The sequence below is a fragment of the Neisseria zoodegmatis genome, assembly GCF_900187305.1.
GTDB classification, from domain to species: domain Bacteria; phylum Pseudomonadota; class Gammaproteobacteria; order Burkholderiales; family Neisseriaceae; genus Neisseria; species Neisseria zoodegmatis.
In genome coordinates this window covers 624,071-647,220 of the sequence record NZ_LT906434.1, presented here as the reverse complement: position 1 = coordinate 647,220, position 23,150 = coordinate 624,071, and the positions used below count along the sequence as shown (strand labels likewise).

23 protein-coding genes are annotated in these 23,150 nt (G+C 55.8%); 10 read left to right on the top strand and 13 right to left on the bottom strand.

The genetic code is table 11. The annotated features are described in order from the left end of the window. The first annotated feature begins 28 nt into the window (after window positions 1-28). Window positions 29-1,438, top strand: a complete 1,410-nt coding sequence (locus tag CKV66_RS03000; protein WP_085363340.1) for a DEAD/DEAH box helicase — start codon at window positions 29-31, stop codon at window positions 1,436-1,438. A 214-nt stretch (window positions 1,439-1,652) separates the two neighbouring features. On the opposite strand, the gene nfsA is transcribed toward CKV66_RS03000, so the two are convergent. Together nfsA and wrbA are read right to left on the bottom strand one after the other, a co-directional pair. Continuing rightward, window positions 1,653-2,384: an oxygen-insensitive NADPH nitroreductase gene (nfsA, locus tag CKV66_RS02995; protein ID WP_085363339.1), complete on the bottom strand. Its 732-nt coding sequence runs from the start codon at window positions 2,382-2,384 to the stop codon at window positions 1,653-1,655. A 154-nt stretch (window positions 2,385-2,538) separates the two neighbouring features. Next, window positions 2,539-3,147 carry an NAD(P)H:quinone oxidoreductase gene (wrbA, locus tag CKV66_RS02990; protein WP_085363338.1) on the bottom strand — a complete coding sequence of 203 codons (609 nt, stop codon included), beginning with the start codon at window positions 3,145-3,147 and terminating at the stop codon, window positions 2,539-2,541. Between the two features lie 47 nt (window positions 3,148-3,194). Between wrbA and CKV66_RS02985 the strand changes: the two genes are divergently transcribed. Continuing rightward, window positions 3,195-4,415, top strand: coding sequence for a YihY family inner membrane protein (locus CKV66_RS02985; protein WP_085363337.1), 1,221 nt, complete (start codon window positions 3,195-3,197; stop codon window positions 4,413-4,415). A 65-nt stretch (window positions 4,416-4,480) separates the two neighbouring features. Here the strand turns inward: CKV66_RS02985 and CKV66_RS12465 are convergent, their stop codons facing one another. Beyond that, window positions 4,481-4,642 (bottom strand): lipoprotein signal peptidase, encoded by a 162-nt coding sequence (locus CKV66_RS12465; RefSeq protein ID WP_095197830.1) that lies wholly within the window; start codon window positions 4,640-4,642, stop codon window positions 4,481-4,483. Between the two features lie 108 nt (window positions 4,643-4,750). Here CKV66_RS12465 and CKV66_RS02975 point away from each other — a divergent pair, with 108 nt between their 5' ends. Beyond that, window positions 4,751-6,091 carry an NCS2 family permease gene (locus tag CKV66_RS02975; RefSeq protein WP_095197829.1) on the top strand — a complete coding sequence of 447 codons (1,341 nt, stop codon included), beginning with the start codon at window positions 4,751-4,753 and terminating at the stop codon, window positions 6,089-6,091. A 122-nt stretch (window positions 6,092-6,213) separates the two neighbouring features. On the opposite strand, the gene CKV66_RS02970 is transcribed toward CKV66_RS02975, so the two are convergent. The 4 genes from CKV66_RS02970 to CKV66_RS02955 all read right to left on the bottom strand — a co-directional run bounded on the left by CKV66_RS02970 (window position 6,214) and on the right by CKV66_RS02955 (window position 8,868). Continuing rightward, window positions 6,214-6,726 carry a TPM domain-containing protein gene (locus tag CKV66_RS02970; RefSeq protein ID WP_085363334.1) on the bottom strand — a complete coding sequence of 171 codons (513 nt, stop codon included), beginning with the start codon at window positions 6,724-6,726 and terminating at the stop codon, window positions 6,214-6,216. After that, a complete protein-coding gene (locus CKV66_RS02965; protein WP_085363333.1) occupies window positions 6,726-7,616 on the bottom strand; it encodes a TPM domain-containing protein in 891 nt (296 codons plus the stop codon). The genes CKV66_RS02970 and CKV66_RS02965 overlap by 1 nt, the downstream gene beginning before the upstream one ends. Window positions 7,617-7,862: 246 nt before the next feature. Continuing rightward, on the bottom strand, window positions 7,863-8,186 hold the full coding sequence (locus CKV66_RS02960; RefSeq protein ID WP_197697461.1) for a YnfA family protein: 324 nt from the start codon (window positions 8,184-8,186) through the stop codon (window positions 7,863-7,865). Window positions 8,187-8,277: 91 nt separating this feature from the next. Next, entirely contained in the window at window positions 8,278-8,868 is a 591-nt protein-coding gene (locus tag CKV66_RS02955; RefSeq protein ID WP_085357673.1) for a LemA family protein, read from the bottom strand. Window positions 8,869-9,226: 358 nt separating this feature from the next. On the opposite strand from CKV66_RS02955, the gene rfbD reads away from it, so the two are divergent. Further along, window positions 9,227-10,090: a dTDP-4-dehydrorhamnose reductase gene (gene rfbD / locus CKV66_RS02950; protein ID WP_085363332.1), complete on the top strand. Its 864-nt coding sequence runs from the start codon at window positions 9,227-9,229 to the stop codon at window positions 10,088-10,090. A 140-nt stretch (window positions 10,091-10,230) separates the two neighbouring features. Here rfbD and mtgA read toward each other — a convergent pair whose 3' ends face one another. Next, window positions 10,231-10,917, bottom strand: coding sequence for a monofunctional biosynthetic peptidoglycan transglycosylase (mtgA, locus tag CKV66_RS02945; RefSeq protein WP_085355625.1), 687 nt, complete (start codon window positions 10,915-10,917; stop codon window positions 10,231-10,233). A gap of 1 nt (window position 10,918) precedes the next feature. Beyond that, window positions 10,919-11,740 (bottom strand): shikimate dehydrogenase, encoded by an 822-nt coding sequence (gene aroE / locus CKV66_RS02940; RefSeq protein WP_085363331.1) that lies wholly within the window; start codon window positions 11,738-11,740, stop codon window positions 10,919-10,921. Between the two features lie 301 nt (window positions 11,741-12,041). Between aroE and glnA the strand changes: the two genes are divergently transcribed. Further along, window positions 12,042-13,460, top strand: a complete 1,419-nt coding sequence (glnA, locus tag CKV66_RS02935) for a type I glutamate--ammonia ligase (RefSeq protein ID WP_085363330.1) — start codon at window positions 12,042-12,044, stop codon at window positions 13,458-13,460. Between the two features lie 160 nt (window positions 13,461-13,620). Here the strand turns inward: glnA and CKV66_RS02930 are convergent, their stop codons facing one another. Then, window positions 13,621-15,273 (bottom strand): ArnT family glycosyltransferase, encoded by a 1,653-nt coding sequence (locus CKV66_RS02930; protein WP_085363329.1) that lies wholly within the window; start codon window positions 15,271-15,273, stop codon window positions 13,621-13,623. Window positions 15,274-15,506: 233 nt separating this feature from the next. On the opposite strand from CKV66_RS02930, the gene CKV66_RS02925 reads away from it, so the two are divergent. Further along, on the top strand, window positions 15,507-17,285 hold the full coding sequence (locus tag CKV66_RS02925; RefSeq protein ID WP_085363328.1) for an extracellular solute-binding protein: 1,779 nt from the start codon (window positions 15,507-15,509) through the stop codon (window positions 17,283-17,285). Further along, window positions 17,263-17,448 carry a lipoprotein signal peptidase gene (locus CKV66_RS12460; protein WP_085363327.1) on the top strand — a complete coding sequence of 62 codons (186 nt, stop codon included), beginning with the start codon at window positions 17,263-17,265 and terminating at the stop codon, window positions 17,446-17,448. The genes CKV66_RS02925 and CKV66_RS12460 overlap by 23 nt, the downstream gene beginning before the upstream one ends. A 144-nt stretch (window positions 17,449-17,592) precedes the next feature. Here the strand turns inward: CKV66_RS12460 and fabF are convergent, their stop codons facing one another. From fabF to CKV66_RS02905, 3 genes are all read right to left on the bottom strand, one after another. Beyond that, window positions 17,593-18,840 carry a beta-ketoacyl-ACP synthase II gene (fabF, locus tag CKV66_RS02915; RefSeq protein ID WP_085363326.1) on the bottom strand — a complete coding sequence of 416 codons (1,248 nt, stop codon included), beginning with the start codon at window positions 18,838-18,840 and terminating at the stop codon, window positions 17,593-17,595. Window positions 18,841-19,011: 171 nt separating this feature from the next. Then, window positions 19,012-19,248, bottom strand: coding sequence for an acyl carrier protein (gene acpP / locus CKV66_RS02910; RefSeq protein ID WP_054599558.1), 237 nt, complete (start codon window positions 19,246-19,248; stop codon window positions 19,012-19,014). A 302-nt stretch (window positions 19,249-19,550) separates the two neighbouring features. Then, a complete protein-coding gene (locus tag CKV66_RS02905; protein WP_408633876.1) occupies window positions 19,551-21,590 on the bottom strand; it encodes a prolyl oligopeptidase family serine peptidase in 2,040 nt (679 codons plus the stop codon). A gap of 198 nt (window positions 21,591-21,788) precedes the next feature. Between CKV66_RS02905 and CKV66_RS02900 the strand changes: the two genes are divergently transcribed. The 3 genes from CKV66_RS02900 to CKV66_RS02890 all read left to right on the top strand — a co-directional run bounded on the left by CKV66_RS02900 (window position 21,789) and on the right by CKV66_RS02890 (window position 23,150). Then, window positions 21,789-22,352 (top strand): hypoxanthine-guanine phosphoribosyltransferase, encoded by a 564-nt coding sequence (locus CKV66_RS02900; protein WP_085363324.1) that lies wholly within the window; start codon window positions 21,789-21,791, stop codon window positions 22,350-22,352. Window positions 22,353-22,452: 100 nt separating this feature from the next. Then, on the top strand, window positions 22,453-22,866 hold the full coding sequence (locus tag CKV66_RS02895) for a PTS sugar transporter subunit IIA (RefSeq protein ID WP_085363323.1): 414 nt from the start codon (window positions 22,453-22,455) through the stop codon (window positions 22,864-22,866). A gap of 14 nt (window positions 22,867-22,880) precedes the next feature. Further along, window positions 22,881-23,150, top strand: coding sequence for an HPr family phosphocarrier protein (locus CKV66_RS02890; protein ID WP_085357697.1), 270 nt, complete (start codon window positions 22,881-22,883; stop codon window positions 23,148-23,150).

Here is a 23,150-nt window from a genome sequence, read left to right as displayed (position 1 = left end):
GTCTGAAACGAAAGCAAAGTACAAAACCATGAACCCAACCTTTTCATCACTCGGCTTAGGCAGCGAAATCGTTTCCGCCCTGACCGAACAGGGCTACGAAACGCCCACCCCCATCCAAGCCGCCGCCATTCCCAAAGCATTGGCCGGCCACGACCTTCTCGCCGCCGCCCAAACCGGCACCGGCAAAACCGCCGCCTTCATGCTGCCCAGCCTCGAGCGGCTGAAACGCTACGCCACCCCCAGCACTTCCCCCGCCATGCACCCCGTGCGCATGCTGGTGCTGACCCCCACCCGTGAATTGGCCGACCAAATCGACCAAAACGTGCGCGGCTATATCAAAAACCTGCCGCTGCGCCACACCGTGCTCTTCGGCGGCGTGAACATGGACGCGCAAACCAACGACCTGCGCGCCGGCTGCGAAATCGTTGTCGCCACCGTCGGCCGCCTGCTCGACCATGTGAAACAGAAAAACATCAATTTCAGCAAAGTCGAAATCGTCGTGCTCGACGAAGCCGACCGTATGCTCGACATGGGCTTTATCGACGACATCCGCAAAATCATGCAGATGCTGCCCAAGCAGCGCCAAACCCTGCTGTTTTCCGCCACCTTCTCCCCGCCCATCCGCAAGCTGGCGCAAGACTTCATGAACAGCCCCGAGCAGGTGGAAGTGGCCGCCCAAAACGCCACCAACGCCAACGTCGAGCAGCACGTTATCGCCGTCGATACCATGCGCAAACGCAACCTGCTCGAGCGCCTGATTGTCGACCTGAGCATGAACCAAGTCATCGTGTTCTGCAAAACCAAACAAAGCGTCGATCAAGTAACCCGCGACCTGCAACGCCGCAACATTGCCGCCCAAGCCATCCACGGCGACAAATCGCAGCAAACCCGCCTCGAAACCCTCAACGCCTTTAAAGAAGGCTCGTTGCGCGTACTCGTCGCCACCGACGTAGCCGCCCGCGGTCTCGACATTGCCGAGCTGCCGTTCGTGATCAACTACGAACTGCCGACCCAGCCCGAAGACTACGTCCACCGCATCGGACGTACCGGACGTGCCGGCGCCGACGGCGTTGCCATCTCGCTGATGGACGAGCAAGAACAAAAAATGTTTGAAGCCATCAAAGAGCTGACCGGCAACAACATCGAAATCGAACGCATCGAAGGCTTCGAGCCGAGCTGGTGGGGCAACGGCGCCCAAACCGCCGCACAGCCCGCCGCTTCAGGCCGCCAGCCGCGCGAACGTGCCGAGCGCAACGAACGCGGTGAACGCGGCGAACGCGCCCCGCGCGAATCCCGCCAGCGCGAAGGCCGCGGCGAACGCCAGCCAGACCGCCACAATGACCCCGGCGCCGCCTGCGGCAAAATTGCCGGACGCAACCGCCGCAGCCGCCGCGAACGCCCGCAATGTGCGTTGTTGCAGCCGAACTACGGTGCCTGATTCAAAGCAATAAACCAAGAGACCGTCTGAAAAAAGTTTCAGACGGCCTCTTGGTTTATTGCTGATTGCGTTTCAAGATTGATATCAAGATTCATATCAAGATTCACGCAGCTTACTGATAAAAAACGGCGGGATATGCCCCACCGGGTTTTAGCGAAGCTCACAAGCTCGTTTTGGCGAAGCTCACAAGCTCGCTTTCAGACGGCCTCAAACCTTAACGCTTCGCCAAGCCTTTGCGTTGCAGAAACGGCAAAATGTCGGGGCGCACTTCTTTGCACAAAGTAGCGCGGACTTGTTTGGTGAAGTCCAAATCCAGATTGCTGCGGCGTTGGTAGTAATCGCCCACCACTTTGTCGTATTCGGCGTAAGTGTCGCTGTCCAGCGGCGTGTAGCCGTTTTCCGATACCACACAGGGCAGCGGCATACGCGGGCGCATAATCGGGTCTTGTGCGGGATGGCCCAAGCACATGCCGAAGAGCGGCACAACATTATCGGGCAGGTTCAAAATGCGGTCGGTGGCGTTGATGTCGTCGCGCAGGCAGCCGATATATACGCCGCCCAAGCCCAGCGATTCGGCGGTTAACAGCACGTTTTGCGCCATAATGCCCGCATCAATCGCGCCCATCAGCGTCATTTCCGTCCAATCGGTTTGCACATCGCCGGCGATTTTTTTGTGTTTGGCAAAGTCGATGCAGAACACCAAAAACTCGGCGCAGGTTTCAATATAGTGCTGGTTGGCACCGACCGCGCGCAGCTGTTTGCGCAACTCAGGGTCGGTAACGCGCACGATGTGTACGGGCTGCATAAAGCTCGAAGTGGAAGCGGCCTGACCCGCTTTGAGCACGGCCTCCAGCATTTCGGGGGCGATGGGTTCGCCGGTGAATTTACGGATGGAACGGTGGCTCAATGCGGTTTCCAACGCGGGTTTGCTCGGTAAAACAGACATGTTTTTCTCCTGTTGTTTCTCAAAATAGGGATGCGGGTCGCGCCGATGGCTTTGGCGGAACCCGTGAAGCGGGTTTTAGCGAAGCTCACACAGTTTGCTTTGACGAAACCCGCAAGCTCGTTTCAGACGGCCTCGATGTTCAGACGGCCTCGATTTACACTTGCGCCAGTTTAACCGCCAATTCGGCCAACCGTTTGCCTTGTGTGAAAGCAATCTGCTGTTCGTCGCGGCTCAAGGCGGGTTTGCCGTCTTGTCCGGCCACATGCGATGCGCCGTAGGGCGTGCCGCCGGTTTGGGTGCTGCTGAGTGCGGTTTCGCTGTATGGCACGCCGCTGATCACCATGCCGTGATGCAAAAGCGGCAACATCATGGTCAGCAGGGTCGATTCCTGCCCGCCGTGCATACTGGCGGTGCTGGTAAACACGGTGGCGGGCTTGCCGATCAATTCGCCGCCCAGCCATTGCGGAATGGTGCCGTCGAGAAAATATTTCACGGCGGCGGCCATGTTGCCGAAACGGGTGGGGCTGCCCAAGGCCAAACCGGCGCAGTTTTTCAAGTCTTCAGCGCTCACATACGGCGCGCCGCTGTCGGGCACGTCTTTTTCCACCGCTTCGCACACGGTGGAAACTTTAGGCACGGTACGCAATACGGCTTCGCAACCGGGCACGCTCTCAACGCCGCGCACGATTTGACGGGCGAGGTTTTGGGTGCCGCCGTGCTGCGAATAATACAAAACCAGTATTTTTAAGGGATTTGGGTTCATAGATGCTTTCCGTTACAATGCGGTTTCATCAAAAATGAGAGAAGAGTATGCTTAATTTGCCGTGGTTGCAAGCCGTGCGTGAATCGCGTTTGGGCGGTTTTGCCCTGTTTGTGCTGAAACGCTTCAACGAAATACGCGTGCCGCAGGTGTCTGCAAGCCTCACATTTACAACGCTGCTGGCGCTGGTGCCGGTGCTGACCGTTACTTTGGCCGTGGTTTCGGCCTTTCCGATGTTCGACAGCCTTTCGGCTTCTTTTGTGAACTTCGTCAATCAAACCGTGGTGCCGCAAGGTGTGGATACGGTGTTTGAGTACATGAACGAATTTAAGCAAAAGGCGAGCCAGCTCACGGTGATCGGTGTGATTATGCTGGGCGTAACGTCGCTGATGCTGATTCAAACCATCGACCAAACCTTCAACCGCATCTGGCGCGTAAACACGCAAAGGCCGCTGGTGATGCAGTTTTTGGTGTATTGGGCTTTGCTGACGCTGGGGCCTTTGGCTTTGGGCATCGGCGGTTCGCTGTGGTCGGCGATGCTGCAATACAATCTGTTTAAATCGGATTTTTCTTTCCTTTCCGGCGTGGTGCGCGTTACGGCTTCGGTGCTGTTCAGCATGTTTTTGCTGTGGCTGCTTTACCGCCTCGTGCCCAACCGCTTCGTGCCCGCCCGCCATGCCTTAATCGGTGCGGCCATCACGGCGGTGCTGCTCGAAGCCGCCCGCTACGGCTTTGCGTGGTATATCAGCACGTTTAACGGCTATACCTTGATTTACGGTGCATTTGCCGCGATTCCTTTCTTCCTGCTGTGGCTGAATCTTTTGTGGATGCTGGTGTTGTCCGGCGCGGTGCTGACGGCATCGTTATCCTACTGGCACGGCGAGGCGTTCCGCCGCGGCGTGGATGCGCGCGGCCGTTTCGACGACGTGCTGAAAATCCTGCTGCTGCTCAACGAGGCTCAAAAAGAAGGCCGTGCTTTGAAGGTGCAGGATATCCGCCCGTCTATCAATATGGGTTACGACGAATTGGGCGAGCTGCTCGAAAAGCTGGCGCGCCACGGCTATGTTTATCAAGGCAAGCAGGGATGGGTGCTGAAAACCAAAGCCGAAGCCATCGAATTGAAAGATTTGTTCAAGCTGTTTGTGTACCGCCCCACTGCGCTCAACAAAGACCATGTTAACGTGGCAGTAGCCGACTTGATGGAACCCTGCTTGGAAACACTGGATATTACGCTGGCCGAGTTTGATGCCGCGGCACACAGCGAAGCCTAACCGCAAGCTCTCTATCTGCATATATGATATGGGCTTTTCCCTAACATCAGGCCGTCTGAAAATTTTCAGACGGCCTGAAAACTTTGCAAAACCCTCAGATGTGGATGCAGTTCAAGGCGTAGCAGCGCAGCGAGTGCAGACATATCACACAGATAGGCAAACGAGCGGGCAGCACACAACGCACAAATGCACCGCAGATGGGGGCTTTGTAAAGGTCTCGGCCTGATGTTTTTGAGACGCTATCGTCAACAATTTGCACGCAAAGTTTGTTCAAGCTCTCGGCGAATCGGCTATAATGTGCGCTCATTTTACTTTCTTTAACTCAAAAATACATTATGAATACCTCTCAAGTCAGCTTCTTGGAGCGCGTGTTTAAATTAAGCGAACACGGTACCAATGTACGCACCGAGATCATCGCCGGTTTTACCACCTTCCTAACCATGTGCTACATCGTCATCGTCAACCCGAGCATCCTCTCGATTACGGGCATGGATTTCGGCGCGGTGTTTGTGGCCACCTGTATTTCCGCCGCCATCGGCTGCTTCATTATGGGCGCGTTGGCAAACTACCCGATTGCACTGGCGCCGGGCATGGGCTTGAACGCCTACTTTACCTTTTCGGTAGTCAAAGGCATGGGCGTGCCGTGGCAGGTTGCGCTGGCCGCCGTGTTTGTGTCGGGCATCATCTTCATTTTGTTCAGCTTTCTGAAACTGCGTGAAATGCTGGTAAACGCCTTGCCGATGAGCCTGAAAATGGCGATTGCGGCGGGTATCGGCATGTTTTTGGCACTGATTGCCCTCAAAGGCTCGGGCATCATCGTTGCCAGCGAAGCCACTTTGGTAAAAATGGGCGAGCTGTATGTGATGGATAACGGCATCAAACTGCCCAACTGGCCGGTATTGCTGGCCTTGCTGGGCTTTTTCCTGATTATCGTGCTGGATTACTTCCGTGTGCGCGGCGCCATTATCATCAGTATTTTCACCGTTACCCTGATTTCTATTGTATTGGGGCTGACCGAGTTTCAAGGCATTGTCGATCCGATTCCCAGCATCGCCCCGACTTTCATGCAGATGGATTTCAACGGCCTGTTTAATGGCAGCTTGATTGCGGTGATTTTCGTTTTCTTCTTGGTGGACTTGTTCGACAGCACCGGCACGCTGGTAGGCGTTTCACACCGCGCCGGCCTGCTGGTGGACGGCAAACTGCCGCGCCTGAAAAAAGCCCTGTTTGCCGACTCCACCGCCATCGTAGCGGGCGCAGCGTTGGGCACTTCTTCCACCACGCCTTATATCGAAAGCGCGTCGGGCGTATCGGCGGGCGGCCGCACCGGTTTGACCGCCATCACCGTAGGCGTGTTGATGCTGGCCTGCTTGTGGTTCTCGCCGCTGGCCAAAACCGTGCCGGCTTTCGCCACCGCTCCCGCCCTGCTCTACATCGGCGTACAAATGATGCGCAGCGTGATTGAAATCGAGTGGCACGACATCACCGAATCGGCTCCCGCGTTCATCACCATTGCCTTCATGCCGTTCACTTACTCTATTGCCGACGGTATCGCCATGGGCTTTATCAGCTATGCGGTGATCAAACTGCTGTGCAACCGCACCAAAGAAGTGCCGCCGATGGTATGGATTGTTGCCGTGGCTTGGGCAGCTAAATTTTGGTTCTTGGGCGCTTGATAATCCGCTTAACACTTACGAATGATGCTTGTCAGCATCCAAATAAAAAAGGGCAGATTATTCTGCCCTTTTTGTTTTTCAGACGGCCTCACACTTCAAGGTACGCCATACATTCAATGCTGTTATCTCAACACCACATCGTCCGGCAATTCGTTGTCGCCGTCGCACTTATCGGTACGCGGCAGGTGTTCGGTCAAAATCGCGTTCACTTCGCGCAAACCGTTTTCCAAGCCTGCCACAAACGCGCCTTCGCGGAACGCTTCGCGCATGGTTTGGCAAACGTGCTGCCAGTCTTGCTCGCTCACTTTGGCCGCAATGCCGCGGTCGGCAACAATCTCGACGGCGTGGTCGGCAAACGAGATATACACCAGCACGCCGCTGTTCATTTCCGTATTCCACACGCCCAATTCGCCGAACCACTGCCATGCGCGGGTGCGGGTATCCAAACCGCGCAGCACTTCGGCACTGGGGTAGCGGGATTCGACCACGAAGCGTATCTGCCCGCAGTGATTTTGTTCCGACAAACCGATTTCGCGGCTGATGCGCTGCAAATCGACGGTAGGCAAATGCTGCTCCACTCGGAAGCGCGGGTGCAACCAATGCTGCCATAAGCGTTTGAATTTATTTTGTTCCATTACCATCCTCCCGACGCACCGCCGCCGCCGAAGCTGCCGCCGCCACCGCTGAATCCGCCTCCGCCGCTGCTCCAACCGCCCGAGCCGCCGCCGAAACCGCCTCCACCGAAACCACCGCCGCCCCGGCCTCCGCCACCGGAAATAAATGCGTTACTGCCCCGTACAAAAGCTATCAACACGCCGAACAGCCCCGCCAAAATACTGACTACCAATCCCCAGCCCAATATCAAACCGGCCACAAATACCAGCCCGCCTATCGCCAAGCTGCCTAAAGCCCTGCCCAGCAGCACATTACACAACACTCCGGCCAAAACAAAAACCGGGAAAATGAATGGCAACATCCAGCCGCCGTCGCCTTCGTCATCATAAGAAGCAGTCGGCTCGACTTCAGGCAAACCTTCGCCCGCAATCAGTTTTTCCACCTGCACCACCGCCGCCACGATGCCTTCATCGGTTTGCCCCGCGCGCAAATACGGGCGCAACACATCCTCCAAAATACGCTTGGCGTACACATCGGGGATTGCGCCTTCCAAACCGCGCCCCACGGCAAGATGGGTTTTGCGTTCGTCGCGCACGAGCAGCAGCAACACGCCGTCGCTCACGTCTTTACGGCCGGGCTGCCACGCTTCCATCACGCGGGCGGCGTAGTCAAACGGCGTTTCCGGCTCGATCGTCGGCACGGTCAGCACCATAATCTGACTGCCTTTTTCGCGGCTGTATTGCAGCAGATGCTGATTAAGCTGCTCCCGCGCTTCCGGCTTCATCATGCCCGCCGTATCGGTAACCGGCGCGGTGAGCGCAGGCACGGGCGCCAGCTCGGCGGCAAACAGCCACACGCTCGCCAGCATCATCGCCAAAAACACGCCCAAGCGTTGTAGTGCAGATTGCATGGAATTCCTCTTTATGAAACAGATTTCAGATTTTCAGACGGCCTCATCTTATGCTGTATAGCAAATAAACTTATTTTTGATACAAGGCAGCAAGCCGCGAACAGTACAAGAAGTACGGAACCGATTCTGTTGCCGCTTCAGCGGCTTACAAAATCGTTCTCTTTGAGCTAAGGCGCAGCAACGCCGTAGCAGAAATAAAGTTTATTTGCTATAGGCCGTCTGAAAACACGGCAGACGCAAACCAAGCTACTGCCGCGCGCCCGCCATAATCACCGCCATACCACTCAGGCACAAAGCCACGCCGATCCAGTCGGTGATGTGCGGTTTCACGCCGTCCACCGCCCACAGCCACAGCAGCGCCATACTGATATACACGCCGCCGTAAGCCGCATACACCCTGCCGCTGGCGGTCGGGTGCAGCGTCAGCAGCCAAGCAAACGCCGCCAAACTCATCGCGGCGGGCAGCAAAAGCCACGGCGAACCGTTTTGCCGCAGCCACACATAAGGCAGGTAGCAGCCGACAATTTCCGTCAAAGCCGTAGCCACAAACAATAACAGGGTTTTCAGCATCGTTTTCCGCCAACATCAAAACACAGGCGGCAATGACATTTCAGACGGCCCCACACTCCAACAGAGGCCGTCTGAATCATTACCCAAGCGCTTAAAACTCAACTTTCGGCGAAGTAGAAACCGCTTTTTCGTTTTCAACCGTAAATTGCGGACGCGCTTTCATACCGAAAATCATCGCCGTGATGTTTTGAGGGAACTGGCGCAAAGTCGTATTGTAGGTTTGCACCGATTTAATGTAGTTATTGCGCGCCAAAGTGACGCGGTTTTCAGTGCCTTCAAGCTGCGCCTGCAAATCGCGGAAGTTTTGGTCGGCTTTCAGCTGAGGATAGTTTTCAGACACCACCAGCAAACGCGACAACGCGCTGCTCAACTCGCCTTGCGCTTGGGCGTACTGCTTCATCTTTTCCTCATTGGTGGCATCTTCCGCCGTCATTTGGATGCTACCGACTTTGCTGCGCGCCTCGGTCACTTCGGTCAGCACTTTTTCCTCGTGCTTGGCGTAGCCTTTCACCGTATTGACCAGATTCGGAATCAAATCGGCACGGCGCTGATATTGGTTGAGCACCTCAGACCAAGCCGCATTGGCCGCTTCGTCCTGCGTCTGCATGGTGTTATAGCCGCAGCCGCTCAAAGAAAACAGGGATGTGAATACAGCCAAAACGGCCAGCCATTTTTTCAACATAAGATTACTCCGTGATTAATCGTCAATATCGCTTTCAGACGGCCTCAACCCCAAAAGAAAAAGCAAGATAACATGCCGTCTGAAACTCGCCCGACAGTATAACCAAAACCCTTCCTGTCAAACGTAAAGTTAAGACAAACGGTATCAGCATTGTTTCCCGAAGCTTATGCCGAAATTACAATTCCTTACATTTTAACCGGCAAACCTATTGCTCCCGCAAAACGCCGACGCCGCAGCCACTACACTACATGCGCTTTCAGACGGCCCGAAACTTGCTTTATAATAATCCGCGCAGCAACGCATCCGCCGCTCAAACCATACGTCCATAACAAGGAAAACCTTCAAAGGAACTGTTCTCATGAGAATTCTGCTTACCGGCTCCAAAGGCCAGCTCGGCCGCTGCTTCAAAGACCGCCTTCCCGAAAACTGGGAGCTGATTGCCGCCGACTCCGCCACGCTCGACATTACCGACGCCGAAGCCGTGCTGAACATGGTTAAGAGCTTCCAACCCGACGCCGTGGTCAACGCCGCCGCCTACACCGCCGTTGAAAAAGCCGAAAACGAACGCGCCAAAGCCTTCGCCGTCAACGGCAGCGCCGTCCACAACCTTGCCGCAGCCGCCCGCGCCGTTAAAGCGCGCTTCCTCCACATTTCCACCGATTACGTTTTCGACGGCAAAAGCAAAACCCCCTACACCGAAACCGCCCCGCCCGACCCCGCCAGCACATACGGCAAATCCAAACTCTCCGGCGAATGCTTGGCGCTGGCCGCCAACCCCGACAGCCTGATCATCCGCACCGCGTGGGTGTTCAGCGAATACGGCAGCAATTTCGTGAAAACCATCCTCAACCTTGCCGCCTCGCACAACGAAATCACCGTCGTCAACGACCAAACCGGCTGCCCCACCTACGCGGGCGACTTGGCACAAGCCATGATTACCCTGCTCGACAAACCCGTCTTCCCCCGCGGCGTGTACCACTACTGCGGCAGCAGCCCCGTCAACCGTTTGGAATTTGCCGAACAGATTCTTCAGACGGCCTCAGCCGTCCGCCCCGGCTTTACCGCCCCCGCATTGAAAGGCAACACGGTCGATAGCTCCGAGCCGCCCTTCCGCCCCGAATACAGCGTGCTCGATTGCAACAAAATCCGCCACGAACTCGACATCAACGCCCCGGATTGGCAAAAATCGCTGGGCGACGTGATTGCCAAGCTCAATCATTAAGCCGCCGCAGCCGCCATAACACATCAGGCCGTCTGAAAAATATTTCAGACGGCCTGATTCATTTTTTTCGAGCTTAACCCGAGTATGACGCGTGTACTTTTTCTTAAATTGATTGGTTATAAGAGCAAGCTAATCCGCCCTCACTCCGTATCCGGCAATTCCGCCGAACCCATGCGCCGCAAAATAATATTCGTCTTGGCACGCAGTCCTCTGTCGCGCGGGTTTTCGGCGTAATACAGCGGGCGCGGCACGCGGGCGGCCAGTTGCGCGGCCTGCTGCTTGGTCAGCTTGGCTGCCGGTTTTTTATAAAAGTGCTGCGACGCGGCTTCCGCACCGAAAATGCCGTAACCCCATTCGATGGAATTCAAATACAGCTCGAAAATGCGGTCTTTATCGGTGGTCGCTTCCATCATCGCCGTAATCGCCGCTTCTTCCGCCTTGCGCCAGTAGCTGCGGCTTTCGTTTAAAAACAGGTTCTTAGCCAACTGCTGGCTGATGGTCGAACCGCCGCCGCGGATTCTGCCGCTGCGCTGGTTGCGTTTGATGGCGTTGCGGATGCCGCTCCAATCAAAACCGCCGTGGGCGGCAAATTTGGCATCTTCCGAGGCAATCAGGGCTTTTTTGAGATTGATGGAAATTTGGTCGTAAGGCACCCAACGGTAATCCAGTTCCACGTCTTTGCCCTTATCGCGGAAATCGCTCATGCGCATGCTCATAAACGCGGTTTTGTGCGGTGCCACGGCGCGGTAGGTAATGATGTTGCCGTACACATAGGCGTTAAACAGAATAAAGGCGGCAAAAGGCAGTGCAATCAGCCATTTAATCATTTCAGACGGCCTCTTTCATATATCGGATAACGGGCTTGATGTCCGGCTCGAAACCCCGCCACAAGGCATAAGCACACGCGGCCTGCCCCACCAACATGCCCAAGCCGTCGGCCGTTTTCTGCGCACCCGAACGGCGGGCGAAATCCAGAAACGCCTGCGCACCTTCGCCGTACACCATATCGTAGGCCAATTCGCACGCGCCGAACACGCCTGCCTCTACATCGGGAATGCTGCCACTCAAACCGCCCGACGTGCCGTTGATAACGATATCGAAATGATGATGCGGCAAAGCATCCAACGGGGCCGTCTGAATACCGAAACGCGCCGCCAGCTCTTCCGCTTTGGCCGGTGTGCGGTTGGCAACGGTAACGGCGGCGGGCTGCTGCGCCAACAGCACGGGAATCACGCCACGCACGGCTCCGCCCGCACCCAAAATCAGAATCCGCTTGCCCGCAATCTCCACGCCCTGCGCCTGAAGAATATCGTTGACCAAGCCTGCACCGTCGGTGTTGTCGCCGCGAAAACGCCCGCCGCCCAACGGAATAACCGTATTCACCGCCTCCGCCGCCTGCGCCCGTTCGGAATGCTCGTCCACCCAATCGTAAGCATCGGTTTTAAACGGCACGGTTACATTCGCCCCCTGCCCGCCTTCGGCAAAAAAACGTGCCGCCGCCTCGGCAAACGCACCCGGTTCGGCCAAAATGCGTTCGTATTCAATCTGCACGCCTTCCTGAGCGGCAAACTGCTGATGGATTTGCGGCGACTTGCTGTGTGCAATCGGGTTGCCGAACACGGCATAACGGGGTTTGGTGCTGTTCATCATAAAAACCTGCTGTGGAATAACCGCCGTATTATATAGTGAAACCCACACCCTGCCGCATCCGTATCGCTTGTGCTGCAAAACCTTACAAATTGTTGACAATCTATACCCGCTAAACTTATATTTAACCGTCCTAGGCCGTCTGAAAAACACCTCGCCGAAACCGCGGCAAGGCAGATTTATTTTTACGCCGCCGCCTTTTTCAGGCTTGCTTATGGCACAATACGCCCATACCCGATTTGCGCTCCGCGCACTCCCAATCCGGCACGTTTTCATCTTCCCTATTCCCCAGCAGGAGCTTTATATGTCTGTTAAAGATGTTGTCAAACTGATTGAAGAAAACGAAATACGTTTCGTTGATTTGCGCTTTACCGATACCAAAGGCAAACAGCACCACTTCACGATTCCCTCGCGCGTTGTTTTGGACGACCCCGAAGAATGGTTTGAAAACGGCCAAGCTTTCGACGGCTCGTCTATCGGCGGCTGGAAAGGTATACAGGCTTCCGACATGCAGCTGCGCCCCGACGCATCCACCGCCTACATCGACCCTTTCTACGACGATGCCACCCTCGTTTTGACCTGCGACGTAATCGACCCTGCCAACGGCCAGGGCTACGATCGCGACCCGCGTTCCATCGCCCGCCGCGCCGAAGCCTACCTGAAATCTTCAGGCATCGGCGACACCGCATTTTTCGGCCCCGAGCCTGAATTTTTCGTGTTTGACGGCATCGAGTTTGAAACCCACATGCACAAAGCGCGCTTCGAAATCACTTCCGAAAGCGGCGCATGGAGCAGCGGCAAACACCTCGACGGCCAAAACACCGGCCACCGCCCCTTCGTGAAAGGCGGCTACGCCCCCGTTGCCCCCATAGATGCCGGCCAAGACCTGCGCTCCGCCATGGTAAACGTACTTGAAGAAATCGGCATTCCCGTTGAAGTGCATCACGCCGAAGTGGGCACCGGCACGCAAATGGAAATCGGCACCAAATTCAGCACGCTGCTGAAACGCGCCGACTGGACGCAAGACATGAAATATGTGATCTTGAACGTCGCCCACAACTTCGGCAAAACCGCCACCTTTATGCCCAAACCGCTGATGGGCGACAACGGCAGCGGCATGCACGTTCACCAATCCATTTGGAAAGACGGCCAAAACCTGTTTGCGGGCGACGGCTATGCCGGTTTGTCCGACACCGCCCTGTATTACATCGGCGGCATCATCAAACACGCCAAAGCCCTGAATGCGATTACCAACCCCTCCACCAATTCCTACAAGCGTTTGGTGCCGCACTTCGAAGCGCCGACCAAGCTGGCTTATTCCGCCAAAAACCGCTCGGCTTCCATCCGCATTCCGTCGGTAAACAGCAGCAAAGCCCGCCGCATCGAAGCGCGCTTCCCCGACCCGACCGCCAACCCCTATTTGTGCTTCGCCGCCTTGCTGATGGCAGGTTTGGACGGCATTCAAAACAAAATCCATCCGGGCGACCCTGCCGATAAAAACCTCTACGACCTGCCGCCCGAAGAAGACGCATTGGTGCCGACCGTGTGCGCTTCGCTCGAAGAGGCTTTGGAGGCATTGAAAGCCGACCACGAATTTCTGCTGCGCGGCGGCGTGTTCAGCAAAGACTGGATCGACAGCTACATCGCGTTTAAATCGGAAGACGTAAAACGCATCCGCATGGCACCGCATCCGCTGGAATTTGAAATGTATTATTCGCTGTAATACCGATACCAAAACACCCCGAGCCGCCATGGTTCGGGGTGTTTTTTGTTGGAACAACATAGATCGTGCTTGATCAACAGGCAACTCACTTGAGGCCGTCTGAAAAACTGATTAATTATTTTTCAGACGGCCTCAACATTCAACAACCCTGCCCCGATTGCTATTCCGCTTTTTGGAGCAACGCAAAACCTTCCTGCTTATTACGCGGCCGCGCGCCTTCCCAAATCAGGTTCCAACCGGTAGGCGCGGCGCTGCCTTTGGGCTGTTGCACCAAGCGGAAGCGGCAGCTCGGATGATCGGTTTGCAGCGGCAGCGTGCCGTATTGCCGCCACACGATACGGGCGGTTTCGGCGCTGCCGTCCACGCCGATACATTGGCTGCCCTCGGAAACCGATTGCGCCAAGCCCGCAGGCAGTGCGGCCTCCATCTGCCTCACCACCGGCGCATGGCTTTTGGCCGCATCAAGCCACGGCAGAAACAGCGTCATCATCAATGCCCACACCAGCGTAACCCCTGCCGCCCAATTGGTTACGGCTTGGCGGCCGCGGATATGGCGGCGGGTAATCGCCCACAACCACACAGGCGTAAACAAAACTGCCACCACCATCGGCATGATGTCGATATCGGGCGTGTAATACGGGCTGAAATATTGCGAACGCTCTGCCAGTTTTTCCGGCCAGCCGTAATTCATGGCAAAAAAGCCTATCCACAGAAACACCGCAAACAGGCCGAAAGCCATAATGCCGAACCAATTGATAAACGCCGCCGCACCGCGGCGCAACGCGTCCAGCTTCGCCGCTCCGAGCAAAGCCAGCGGCGGCAGCAGCCAAATCAGGTGATTGGCGTTGCGGTGCGGATTCAGTGCAAGCAGAACCAGCATCACTGCCAGCCATGCTACTGCAAGCACGCCCCACTTTTCAGACGCGAGTTTGGTGCGCGTTGCCGTCCACACCGCCAAAGGCCACGCAGGGAAAGCGAACCACAGCAGGTTTTTCAGAAAATACGGCAGCGAAAAGGCCGTCTGAAAACCGTTTATGCCGCCGAACGGGCCGAATATATATTGGCACGTCCACAACCGGAACGCCGCCACATCGGTTTTCGACAAGGCAAACAGATACACCGCCATCAGCGGCAGCGCAAAACACAACGCGCCGACCAAAGTCAGGTAATAACGCTTAAACCGCCACAACGGGCTAACAGGCAAAGCCAGCGCCAACAGCATCAGCGCAATGGGAAGCAGCAAACCGGCCGAAGTAAACAGCAACGCCCAGCCGCCGCCAAGCAGCAGCGATGCCATAATCACGCGCGTCTGCACCAAAGCGAAGCCATACAAGCACATACCGAGCGCGGCAAACACCACGGCATAGCCGCCGAGGAAGTGCGCCATCGTTACCAAGCCCGCACAGCCGATCAGAATCAATGCCACGCTGCGCCCCTGATGTCGGCCCAAAAAGCGGAACCCCGCCTTGCCGCAACACACCAGCCCGACCGCCGTAAACAATACGCTGGCAAAGCGGGAAGCCGAATAAGCATCCGCCCAATGGGGAGCCAGCAGTTTTTGAAACCCGGCCGCCACCCAAATATAAACGGGCGATATTTCGAAATAAGGTTTGCCCAGCACCTCTGGCAGCCATGTTTTACCGCCGTTTAAAAAAGATTCGACGGCCGTAAACACCGCCGGTTCGGCAGGGTTCCACAAATCGCGCGAAAAAATGCCCGGCCACAGCCACGCAAATGCCAGCAACAGCAAAAGCCACGGTTTTTCTCGAGAAGCAGCGGGAGAACGGGATTCGGGCGGAGTGTAAGTCAACATGGGAAAACAAACGAAAAATAAATTGCGCTAAGTGTAACAAATTACCGCACCGGCTTGTAAACCGAATACGGGCGGCACGTTCCGACAACACGGTTTCAGGCAGGACAAGGCCGTCTGAAAGCAGGTTTTCAGACGGCTTTATCCTGCTTTTCTCACAGCAAACAGGCAAGCGGTTAAGTTGGCAGGCCATATCCGCTACAATACCGCTTCATCACCACTCGCCCTTTTCCGTTATGAAATCCCTGTTTGCCTTATTGCTGCTTCTGCCCGCCGCCTACGTTTCCGCCGCACACGGTTTGGCATTGGGTCAGCCCGTACTCCATCCCGCCGGTTTCCAATCGTTTCACTATGTGAACCCCAACGCCCCCAAAGGCGGCACGTTTACCATGCCCCTGCCCGGCGGATTCGACACGCTCAACCCGTTCACCCTCAAGGGCGACCACGAATCGGGCATTACCACACTCACACTCGACACCCTGCTCGAAAAAGGCATGGACGAACCCTTCGCCATGTACGGCCTGCTGGCGGAAGACGTGTCGCTCGCTTCAGACGGCCTCTCCGTTACCTTCAAACTCCACCCTAAAGCCCGCTTCCACAACGGCGACCCCGTGCTGGCCAAAGATGTGGCCGCTTCGTTTAACACATTGGTCAAAGACCCCGCCGCCGCGCCGATGTATAAATTCTACTGGGCAGACGTCGCGCGCGTAGATACCCCCGATGCCCGCACCGCAGTATTCCGCTTCAAAAAGCGCAACGCCGAACTGCATTTGATTTTGGGCCAGCTGCCCGTGTTTTCACACAAAAGCTACCCTAAAGGATTGGCTGCCGCCCCCAACACCCCGCCCATCGGCTCCGGCCCCTACCGCATCGGCAAAACCGAAAACGGCCGCTTGAGCGAGTTTGTGCGCGACAAACACTACTGGGCGCAAAACCTGCCCACACGCAAAGGCCGGTATAACTTCGACACCGTGCGCTTCAAATACTACAAAGACGAAAGCGTGCGGCTCGAAGGCATCAAAGGCGGCCAATACGACTTCATGCAGGAAAACGTCGCACGCAACTGGGCGCGCGGCTATTCCGATGCCGTCTTGAGCAAACGCAACCTGCGCAAACACAAATGGAAACAAAACAACACCGCCGGCATGCAGGGCTTTGTGATGAACCAACGCCGCAAACCGTTCGACAACATTCTCGTCAGGCAGGCATTGGTAGAGAGCTTCGACTTTGAAAGTATCAACGCGCGTATGTTTTACGGCGCATACCGCCGCAGCAACAGCTTCTTTACCAACGGCGAAACCGCTGCACGCGGCAAGCCCGAAGGCATGGAACTCGCCCTGCTGGAAAAAGTGCGCCCGCACCTGCCCGCCGCAGTATTCGACCAAAACGTACCCGAACCTCCGGTTACCGACCCCGTATTAGGCGTGCGCCCCAACCTGCTCAAAGCTCGCGCACTGTTGGAAAAAGCAGGCTACCGCTACCATCAAGGCGTATTGAAAGACGCGCAAGGCAAGCCGCTGGTGATCGAATTTCTCTCCCCCAGCAAAACCTACGAACGCATTACCGCCAAATGGCAGCGCGACTTGGCCAAAATCGGCATCCGCATGAACGTGCGCTTGGCCGACCAGTCTGTATTTCAAAAGCGTATGAACGATTTTGATTTCGACATGACCATCGTGGTTTATGGCAACAGCGAAAGCCCCGGCAACGAACAAGCCAACTATTTCAGCTGCGCCGCCGCCCAAACCAAAGGCAGCAACAACTGGGCAGGCGTCTGCTATCCCGCCGTAGAAGCCTTGCTGAAACATTTCGAACACTTCGAAAGCCGCGCCGAACTCGTGGCCGCTTCCCGCGCACTCGACCGCGTGATGCGTCACCAATACATCATCGTACCCAACTGGTACAGCGACAGACACCGCGTGGTTTATCGCGATCATTTCAAAGTGCCCGAACGCCATCCCAAATATTACCAAGCGATAGAATGGGCGTTAACTGCCGGCTGGATACAGCGCTGACACAAAAGCAGGCCGAGACCTTTGCTCCCATCTGCGGCGCATTTCTGCGTTGCGCGCTGCTCGCTCGTTTGCCTATCTATACGATATGTCTGCACTCGCTGTGCTGCTACGCCTTGAACGGCATCCACATCTGAGGGTTTTGCGAAGGTCTCTGGCCGTCTGAAAATTCCGTTTGTTGAGTTTTGGCGAAACTCACAAACCTTACTTTCAGACGGCATCAAACTTGTTCAGGCTTTTATCTGAATAGTGCAAAAATTTCAGGCCGTCTGAAATGATTTCAGACGGCCTGAGCGTTTGATAAAAGTTTTTAGCCTGTGAATTTCTTGAATACCAAAGTGCCGTTGGTACCGCCGAAACCGAACGAGTTGGAAATCGCCACGTCGATTTTCAGATCGCGGGCTTCGTTGGCGCAGTAATCCAAATCGCAGCCTGATTCAACATCTTGCTCGAAAATATTGATGGTTGGCGGAGATTTTTGGTTGTGCACCGCCAACACGCTGTACACCGCTTCCACGCCGCCTGCCGCACCCAGCAAGTGGCCGGTCATCGACTTGGTGGAGTTCACCACCACTTTGTAGGCATGGTCGCCCAGAGCCAGTTTCAAGGCGTTGGTTTCGTTGGCATCGCCCAGCGGAGTGGAAGTACCGTGGGCATTCACATAATCGACATCGGTAGGGTTCAAACCGGCATCTTTCAGCGCACGGGTAACCGCCAGTGCCGGGCCTTCTACGTTAGGCGCGGTAATGTGGAAGGCATCGGAACTCATGCCGAAACCGACCAGCTCGGCATAAATTTTGGCACCGCGTTTTTTGGCGTGCTCCAATTCTTCCAACACCAGAATACCGGCACCTTCGCCCATCACGAAACCGTCGCGGCCTTTATCCCACGGGCGGGAAGCAGTGGCGGGGTCGTCGTTGCGGGTTGAAAGGGCTTTCATGGCCGCAAAGCCGCCCATGCCGAGCGTACAAACCGCGCCTTCGGCACCGCCTGCAATCATCACGTCGGCATCGCCGTATTTAATCATGCGGGCGGAATCGCCGATGGAGTGGGCACCGGTGGTACAGGCGGAAACCATGCCGTAGCTGGGGCCGCGGTAGCCTTTGAGAATGGTAACGTGGCCTGCGATCAGGTTGATCAGCGAACCGGGGATAAAGAAGGGGTTGATTTTGCGGGCACCGGTTTCCATCACGCTTTTGCCGGTAGCCTCGATGCTAGGCAAACCGCCGATGCCCGAACCGATGTTCACGCCGATGCGGTCTTTATCGAGGTTTTCAACATCGTCCAAACCTGAATCGGCAATGGCCTGCAAGGCGGCGGCGATGCCGTAGTGAATAAATACGTCCATGCGGCGGGCTTCTTTGGGGCTGATGATTTCGCCGATGTCGAAGCCTTTTACTTCGCCTGCAATTTGGCAGCTGATATCGGATGCGTCGAAACGGGTAATGGTGCCGATACCGCTTTTCCCGGCCAAGAGGTTGCTCCAGGCTGCGGCAATGTCGTTGCCTACGGGCGATACCTGCCCCAAACCTGTGATGACGACTCTTCGCTGACTCATAATGTTCTCGCTTTATGGGGTTAGACGTCTGCCGCCCGCTGTCGAAACGGAGGCAGGCCGTCTGAAACCGTGTTTATAAAAGTTTATAAAAGTCTGATAAGGCAAAAAGCCTCTGTTGGCAGGCAAAGCCGCAGCAGAGGCTGATTCATTTTATACCAGCGCAATCGGAAATTAGGCGCTGTGTGATTGGATGTAGTCGATAGCCAGTTGCACGGTAGTGATTTTTTCGGCTTCTTCGTCGGGGATTTCGCAGCCGAAAGCTTCTTCCAAAGCCATTACCAGCTCAACGGTGTCCAGAGAGTCTGCGCCCAGATCGTCTTGGAAAGAAGATTCGTTTTTTACTTCGGCTTCGTTAACGCCCAGTTGTTCGGCAACAATTTTCTTAACTTGTTGTTCAATGTTTGACATGTCGGTCGGTCCTTATATGCCTTACGGCGGTTTTGAAAAAAATTACACTCGGTCGGATTGTACCGAATACTTTTAGAGTTTTCTATCGAAAAATGCAGGCTTTGAAAGGTGGTTTCAACTGCATAGTGTTAGGCGGCATATTAGCATAGGCTTATTTTGAATCACAAGAGCCTTTTGGTTTCCTTTTAATATCATTCATTTAGCCTAAGCAAGCGGGAAAACAGCGCTATGATGCGCTGTTATTTCGGGCGCTGTTTGCGTTGTGCTGCCTGCATGGGGCGTTTGTTGCGAAACCGTTGTTTTCAGACGGCCTCTTGCTTTTTCTCCGCCTTTTGTTCCGTGCCGATGTGGCGGTTTAGGAAGGCGAGGATGCCGGCAAATTCGGTAACGGATTCTTCTTGCGTGGTATTGCCGGTATGGCCACCGGAACCGCCTGCATACAGCCATGCGGGGGTGCCGTTTTGCTTGAGTTTGGCGTAAAACTTGAGGGCATGGGCGGGATGGACGCGGTCGTCGCTGAGGCTGGTGGTAATCAGTGCGGGCGGGTAAGTGAGACCGTCTGAAAGGTTGTGATAGGGCGACAACTGCGATAAGGCCGTCTGAAAAGCCGGATCTTCGGGGTGGCCGTATTCATCGACCCAGCTTGAACCGGCAGACAAATAGGGATAGCGCAACATGTCGGTCAGCGGCATTTCGCACACCATGGCGCCAAACAGGCTCGGTTCGCGCACGAAAGCTGAGGCGACAATCAGGCCGCCGTTGCTGCCACCCTGCAAGCCGATGTGCGGCGGCGAGCTGAGGGAGCGGGCGCTCAAGTCGCGAACCACGGCGAGCAGGTCGTCCACGCTTTTGTGTTTGTTTGTGCCTTGCGCGGCCTGATGCCAGCTTGGGCCGAACTCGCCGCCGCCGCGCACGTTGGCCAGCACGAATGCGTTGCCGCGCTCGAGCCAGTATTTGCCGATGGTGCCCATGTAGTGCGGCAGTTCGGGCACGGCAAAGCCGCCGTACACATAAACGATGGTGGGTGTATCCGGCGTGCTGTTTTTGCCGACATGGTAATAAGGTATGCGGGTGCCGTCGGCGGATTGGGCGTGGAATTGGCGCACTTGGATGCCGTCGGCCTTAAACTGGACGGGCTGACGGCGCACGACGACGAGTTCCATCACGTTGAGGTCGAGTGCAAACAGGGTCAGCGGGGTGGTGAAATCGCTGGTCGCTATATAGATAACGTCGCCGCCCCACGGCTGGTCGGACAATTCCAACGCGCCTTGCGGCAGATTGGGCAGGGTGACTTCGTGCCAGAGGCCGTCTGAAAAACGCCATGCTTTCAGACGGCCTGATACGTTGTCGAGCAGGCTGGCGACAACGAAACGTTTGGTGGTTTCAACACTTTCCAGCGCTTGTGTTTCGTTTGGAGCAAACAGCAGTTGCGCCGCGCCGAGCGTGCCTTTGTTGAGTTTTACCGCCACCAAGCTGCCGGCGGGATAACTTTGGTTGGCGCGTTTCCACTCGCTACGCAAGTGCAGTAAGAGCTGTCCGGCGAGATAGCCGGAAACTTCGCAGTCGGCAGGCAGGTTCAGCGGCAGGGTTTCGCCATCGACGGTTACTTGCAGATAGGTTTTGGTATAGAAGCCGTCTGAAGATTCGATTAAATCGATCGGCGCGCCTTGGGCATCGAGGTAACGCCATGCGCTGACCATCATGCCGTCTGAATCCATGCAGTAAACGGGTGTGCTTTCTTCAAAGCTTTGGCCGCGTTCCACCAACCACACTTCGCGCGGATAGCCCGCTTGGGTGGTTTGGCGTTCGTCCCACGCGGGGCAAACCCACACGCTGTTTTCGTCACGCCACGAGATGTGGTTTTTGCCGGCGGGAAAGTGGAAGCCGCCTTCGACGATTTTGCCGGTATCCAAATCAAATTCGAGCGTGTAGGCCGTATCGCCGCCCGCACGGCTTAAGTTGAGCAAAACCATATTGGGCTTTTCGACATAATGCGATACGCCGCCGAGATACACGTCGTCGCCGAGAATGTCGTCGAAATCGGCCACCGAAAAGAGATTGTACCAATCGGGATAGCCGGAGCGGTAAGATGCCGCCGTACACACCTGATAAACGCCCTTGGGGTATTCGTCGTCTTGATGGAAGTGATACATGCGGGCGCGGTGTTCTTGGCAAAACGCAATCTGACGCGGGTCTTGCAACTGCTTCACCATATCGGCCACGGTGCGCGCGAAGGCTTCGCCATCGGTAAATTGTGCTTGGGTTTCGGCATGGGCATCGGCCGCGAATTGCTGCGTGGCGGCGGAATCGAGGTCTTCCAGATAAAGATAAGGGTCGTGCATGGTGGACAGGCCGTCTGAAAAAAATCGGCATTATAGTCAAATATTTCAGCCTTCACTATACCCGCACCCATCGTTTCAGACGGCCTCTGCACCTCCTGCCCGCTCTGCCGGGCAAAAAACCGCATCCGGTAATATTGAGTGGTTTTTCAAGGCTTACTATATAATACGGTTTTGACTACTCTGTTTTAGAATGACCTTATGGACATTGAAACCAAACGCCTGCACACACAATCCATGCTCGATAACGCCGAAATTCTGTTCGGCGAAGACGCCTGCCGCCGCGAACTTTTGCGCCTGGCCGGAGAAATCACCGAAGACTTGGGCGGCAAATATCCGCTGATTCTGCCCGTGATGGGCGGTGCCGTAGTATTTACCGGCCAGCTTCTGCCGCTGCTGCACTTTCCGCTGGATTTCGACTATGTGCACGTTTCCCGCTACGGCGACAAACTCAAGGGCGGCAATTTCAACTGGTTGCGCGCGCCCCAAGAAAGCGTGGCCGGCCGCCATGTGCTGATTCTCGACGACATTCTCGACGAAGGACACACCATGGCCGCCATCAAACAGCAGGTATTGGATTTAGGTGCCGCATCCTGCTCCACCGCCGTTTTCGCCAACAAACTGATCGTCAAAGAAAAACCGATCGCCGCCGACTACATCGGCATCAACGTGCCCGACCGCTACGTTTTCGGCTACGGCATGGACGCAGCAGGCGCGTGGCGCAATCTCGGCGCGGTTTACGCCCTGCGCGACCATCAGGAATAAACCCTTGCGCGAATCACGCTGCGGCCATTAAAACAACCCGACAGAGGCCGTCTGAAAAACACCGGTCGCCGCAGCCCGAACACAAAACACAGGACACACCATGATAGGTTTGCTGATCATTACCCACGAAGCCATAGGTGAAGCCTACCAAAGCCTTGCCCGCCATTTCTTTTTCGACCAAACGCCCGAAAACATCCGCATTCTCGGCGTGCATACCGATGAAGACCACGAAAGCATCATCAACCGCGCCAACCGCATGGTTGAAGATTTGCACTGTGCCGACGGCGTGCTGATCATGACCGACATTTTCGGCGCCACACCCTGTAACGCCGCACGCAAACTGGTTAGAAGCGGGCAAACCGCCATGCTCACCGGCCTAAACGCCCCCATGATGATCAAAGCCGCCAACTATTCGCCGACAGCCACCGACTTGGCCGCTTTCACCCAATGCGTTAAAGAAGCCGCCATCAACGGCATTCTCGACATCACCACCACCGACAACCACCCCGTATAACAAGGACGGTTCCGATGCTGAAACAATCGATTGAAATCATCAACAAACTCGGCCTGCACGCCCGCGCTTCCAGCAAGTTCACTCAAACCGCCGGGCAGTTTCAAAGCGAAGTGTGGGTCAGCCGCAACGACCGCCGCGTCAACGGCAAAAGCATTATGGGTCTGATGATGCTGGCCGCCGCCAAAGGCACGGTGATCGAACTGGAAACCGACGGCCCCGACGAAGCAGCGGCCATGCAGGCATTGGTCGGTTTGATCAACGATTATTTCGGCGAAGGCGAATAA

Excerpts from the sequence above, each read along its gene's own strand:
- CKV66_RS03000 (WP_085363340.1), top strand. The coding sequence starts at position 29 with ATGAACCCAACCTTTTCATCACTCGGCTTAGGCAGCGAAATCGTTTCC.
- nfsA (WP_085363339.1), bottom strand. The coding sequence starts at position 2,384 with ATGTCTGTTTTACCGAGCAAACCCGCGTTGGAAACCGCATTGAGCCAC.
- wrbA (WP_085363338.1), bottom strand. The coding sequence starts at position 3,147 with ATGAACCCAAATCCCTTAAAAATACTGGTTTTGTATTATTCGCAGCAC.
- CKV66_RS02985 (WP_085363337.1), top strand. The coding sequence starts at position 3,195 with ATGCTTAATTTGCCGTGGTTGCAAGCCGTGCGTGAATCGCGTTTGGGC.
- CKV66_RS02975 (WP_095197829.1), top strand. The coding sequence starts at position 4,751 with ATGAATACCTCTCAAGTCAGCTTCTTGGAGCGCGTGTTTAAATTAAGC.
- CKV66_RS02970 (WP_085363334.1), bottom strand. The coding sequence starts at position 6,726 with ATGGAACAAAATAAATTCAAACGCTTATGGCAGCATTGGTTGCACCCG.
- CKV66_RS02965 (WP_085363333.1), bottom strand. The coding sequence starts at position 7,616 with ATGCAATCTGCACTACAACGCTTGGGCGTGTTTTTGGCGATGATGCTG.
- CKV66_RS02960 (WP_197697461.1), bottom strand. The coding sequence starts at position 8,186 with ATGCTGAAAACCCTGTTATTGTTTGTGGCTACGGCTTTGACGGAAATT.
- CKV66_RS02955 (WP_085357673.1), bottom strand. The coding sequence starts at position 8,868 with ATGTTGAAAAAATGGCTGGCCGTTTTGGCTGTATTCACATCCCTGTTT.
- rfbD (WP_085363332.1), top strand. The coding sequence starts at position 9,227 with ATGAGAATTCTGCTTACCGGCTCCAAAGGCCAGCTCGGCCGCTGCTTC.
- mtgA (WP_085355625.1), bottom strand. The coding sequence starts at position 10,917 with ATGATTAAATGGCTGATTGCACTGCCTTTTGCCGCCTTTATTCTGTTT.
- aroE (WP_085363331.1), bottom strand. The coding sequence starts at position 11,740 with ATGATGAACAGCACCAAACCCCGTTATGCCGTGTTCGGCAACCCGATT.
- glnA (WP_085363330.1), top strand. The coding sequence starts at position 12,042 with ATGTCTGTTAAAGATGTTGTCAAACTGATTGAAGAAAACGAAATACGT.
- CKV66_RS02930 (WP_085363329.1), bottom strand. The coding sequence starts at position 15,273 with ATGTTGACTTACACTCCGCCCGAATCCCGTTCTCCCGCTGCTTCTCGA.
- CKV66_RS02925 (WP_085363328.1), top strand. The coding sequence starts at position 15,507 with ATGAAATCCCTGTTTGCCTTATTGCTGCTTCTGCCCGCCGCCTACGTT.
- fabF (WP_085363326.1), bottom strand. The coding sequence starts at position 18,840 with ATGAGTCAGCGAAGAGTCGTCATCACAGGTTTGGGGCAGGTATCGCCC.
- acpP (WP_054599558.1), bottom strand. The coding sequence starts at position 19,248 with ATGTCAAACATTGAACAACAAGTTAAGAAAATTGTTGCCGAACAACTG.
- CKV66_RS02905 (WP_408633876.1), bottom strand. The coding sequence starts at position 21,590 with ATGCACGACCCTTATCTTTATCTGGAAGACCTCGATTCCGCCGCCACG.
- CKV66_RS02900 (WP_085363324.1), top strand. The coding sequence starts at position 21,789 with ATGGACATTGAAACCAAACGCCTGCACACACAATCCATGCTCGATAAC.
- CKV66_RS02895 (WP_085363323.1), top strand. The coding sequence starts at position 22,453 with ATGATAGGTTTGCTGATCATTACCCACGAAGCCATAGGTGAAGCCTAC.
- CKV66_RS02890 (WP_085357697.1), top strand. The coding sequence starts at position 22,881 with ATGCTGAAACAATCGATTGAAATCATCAACAAACTCGGCCTGCACGCC.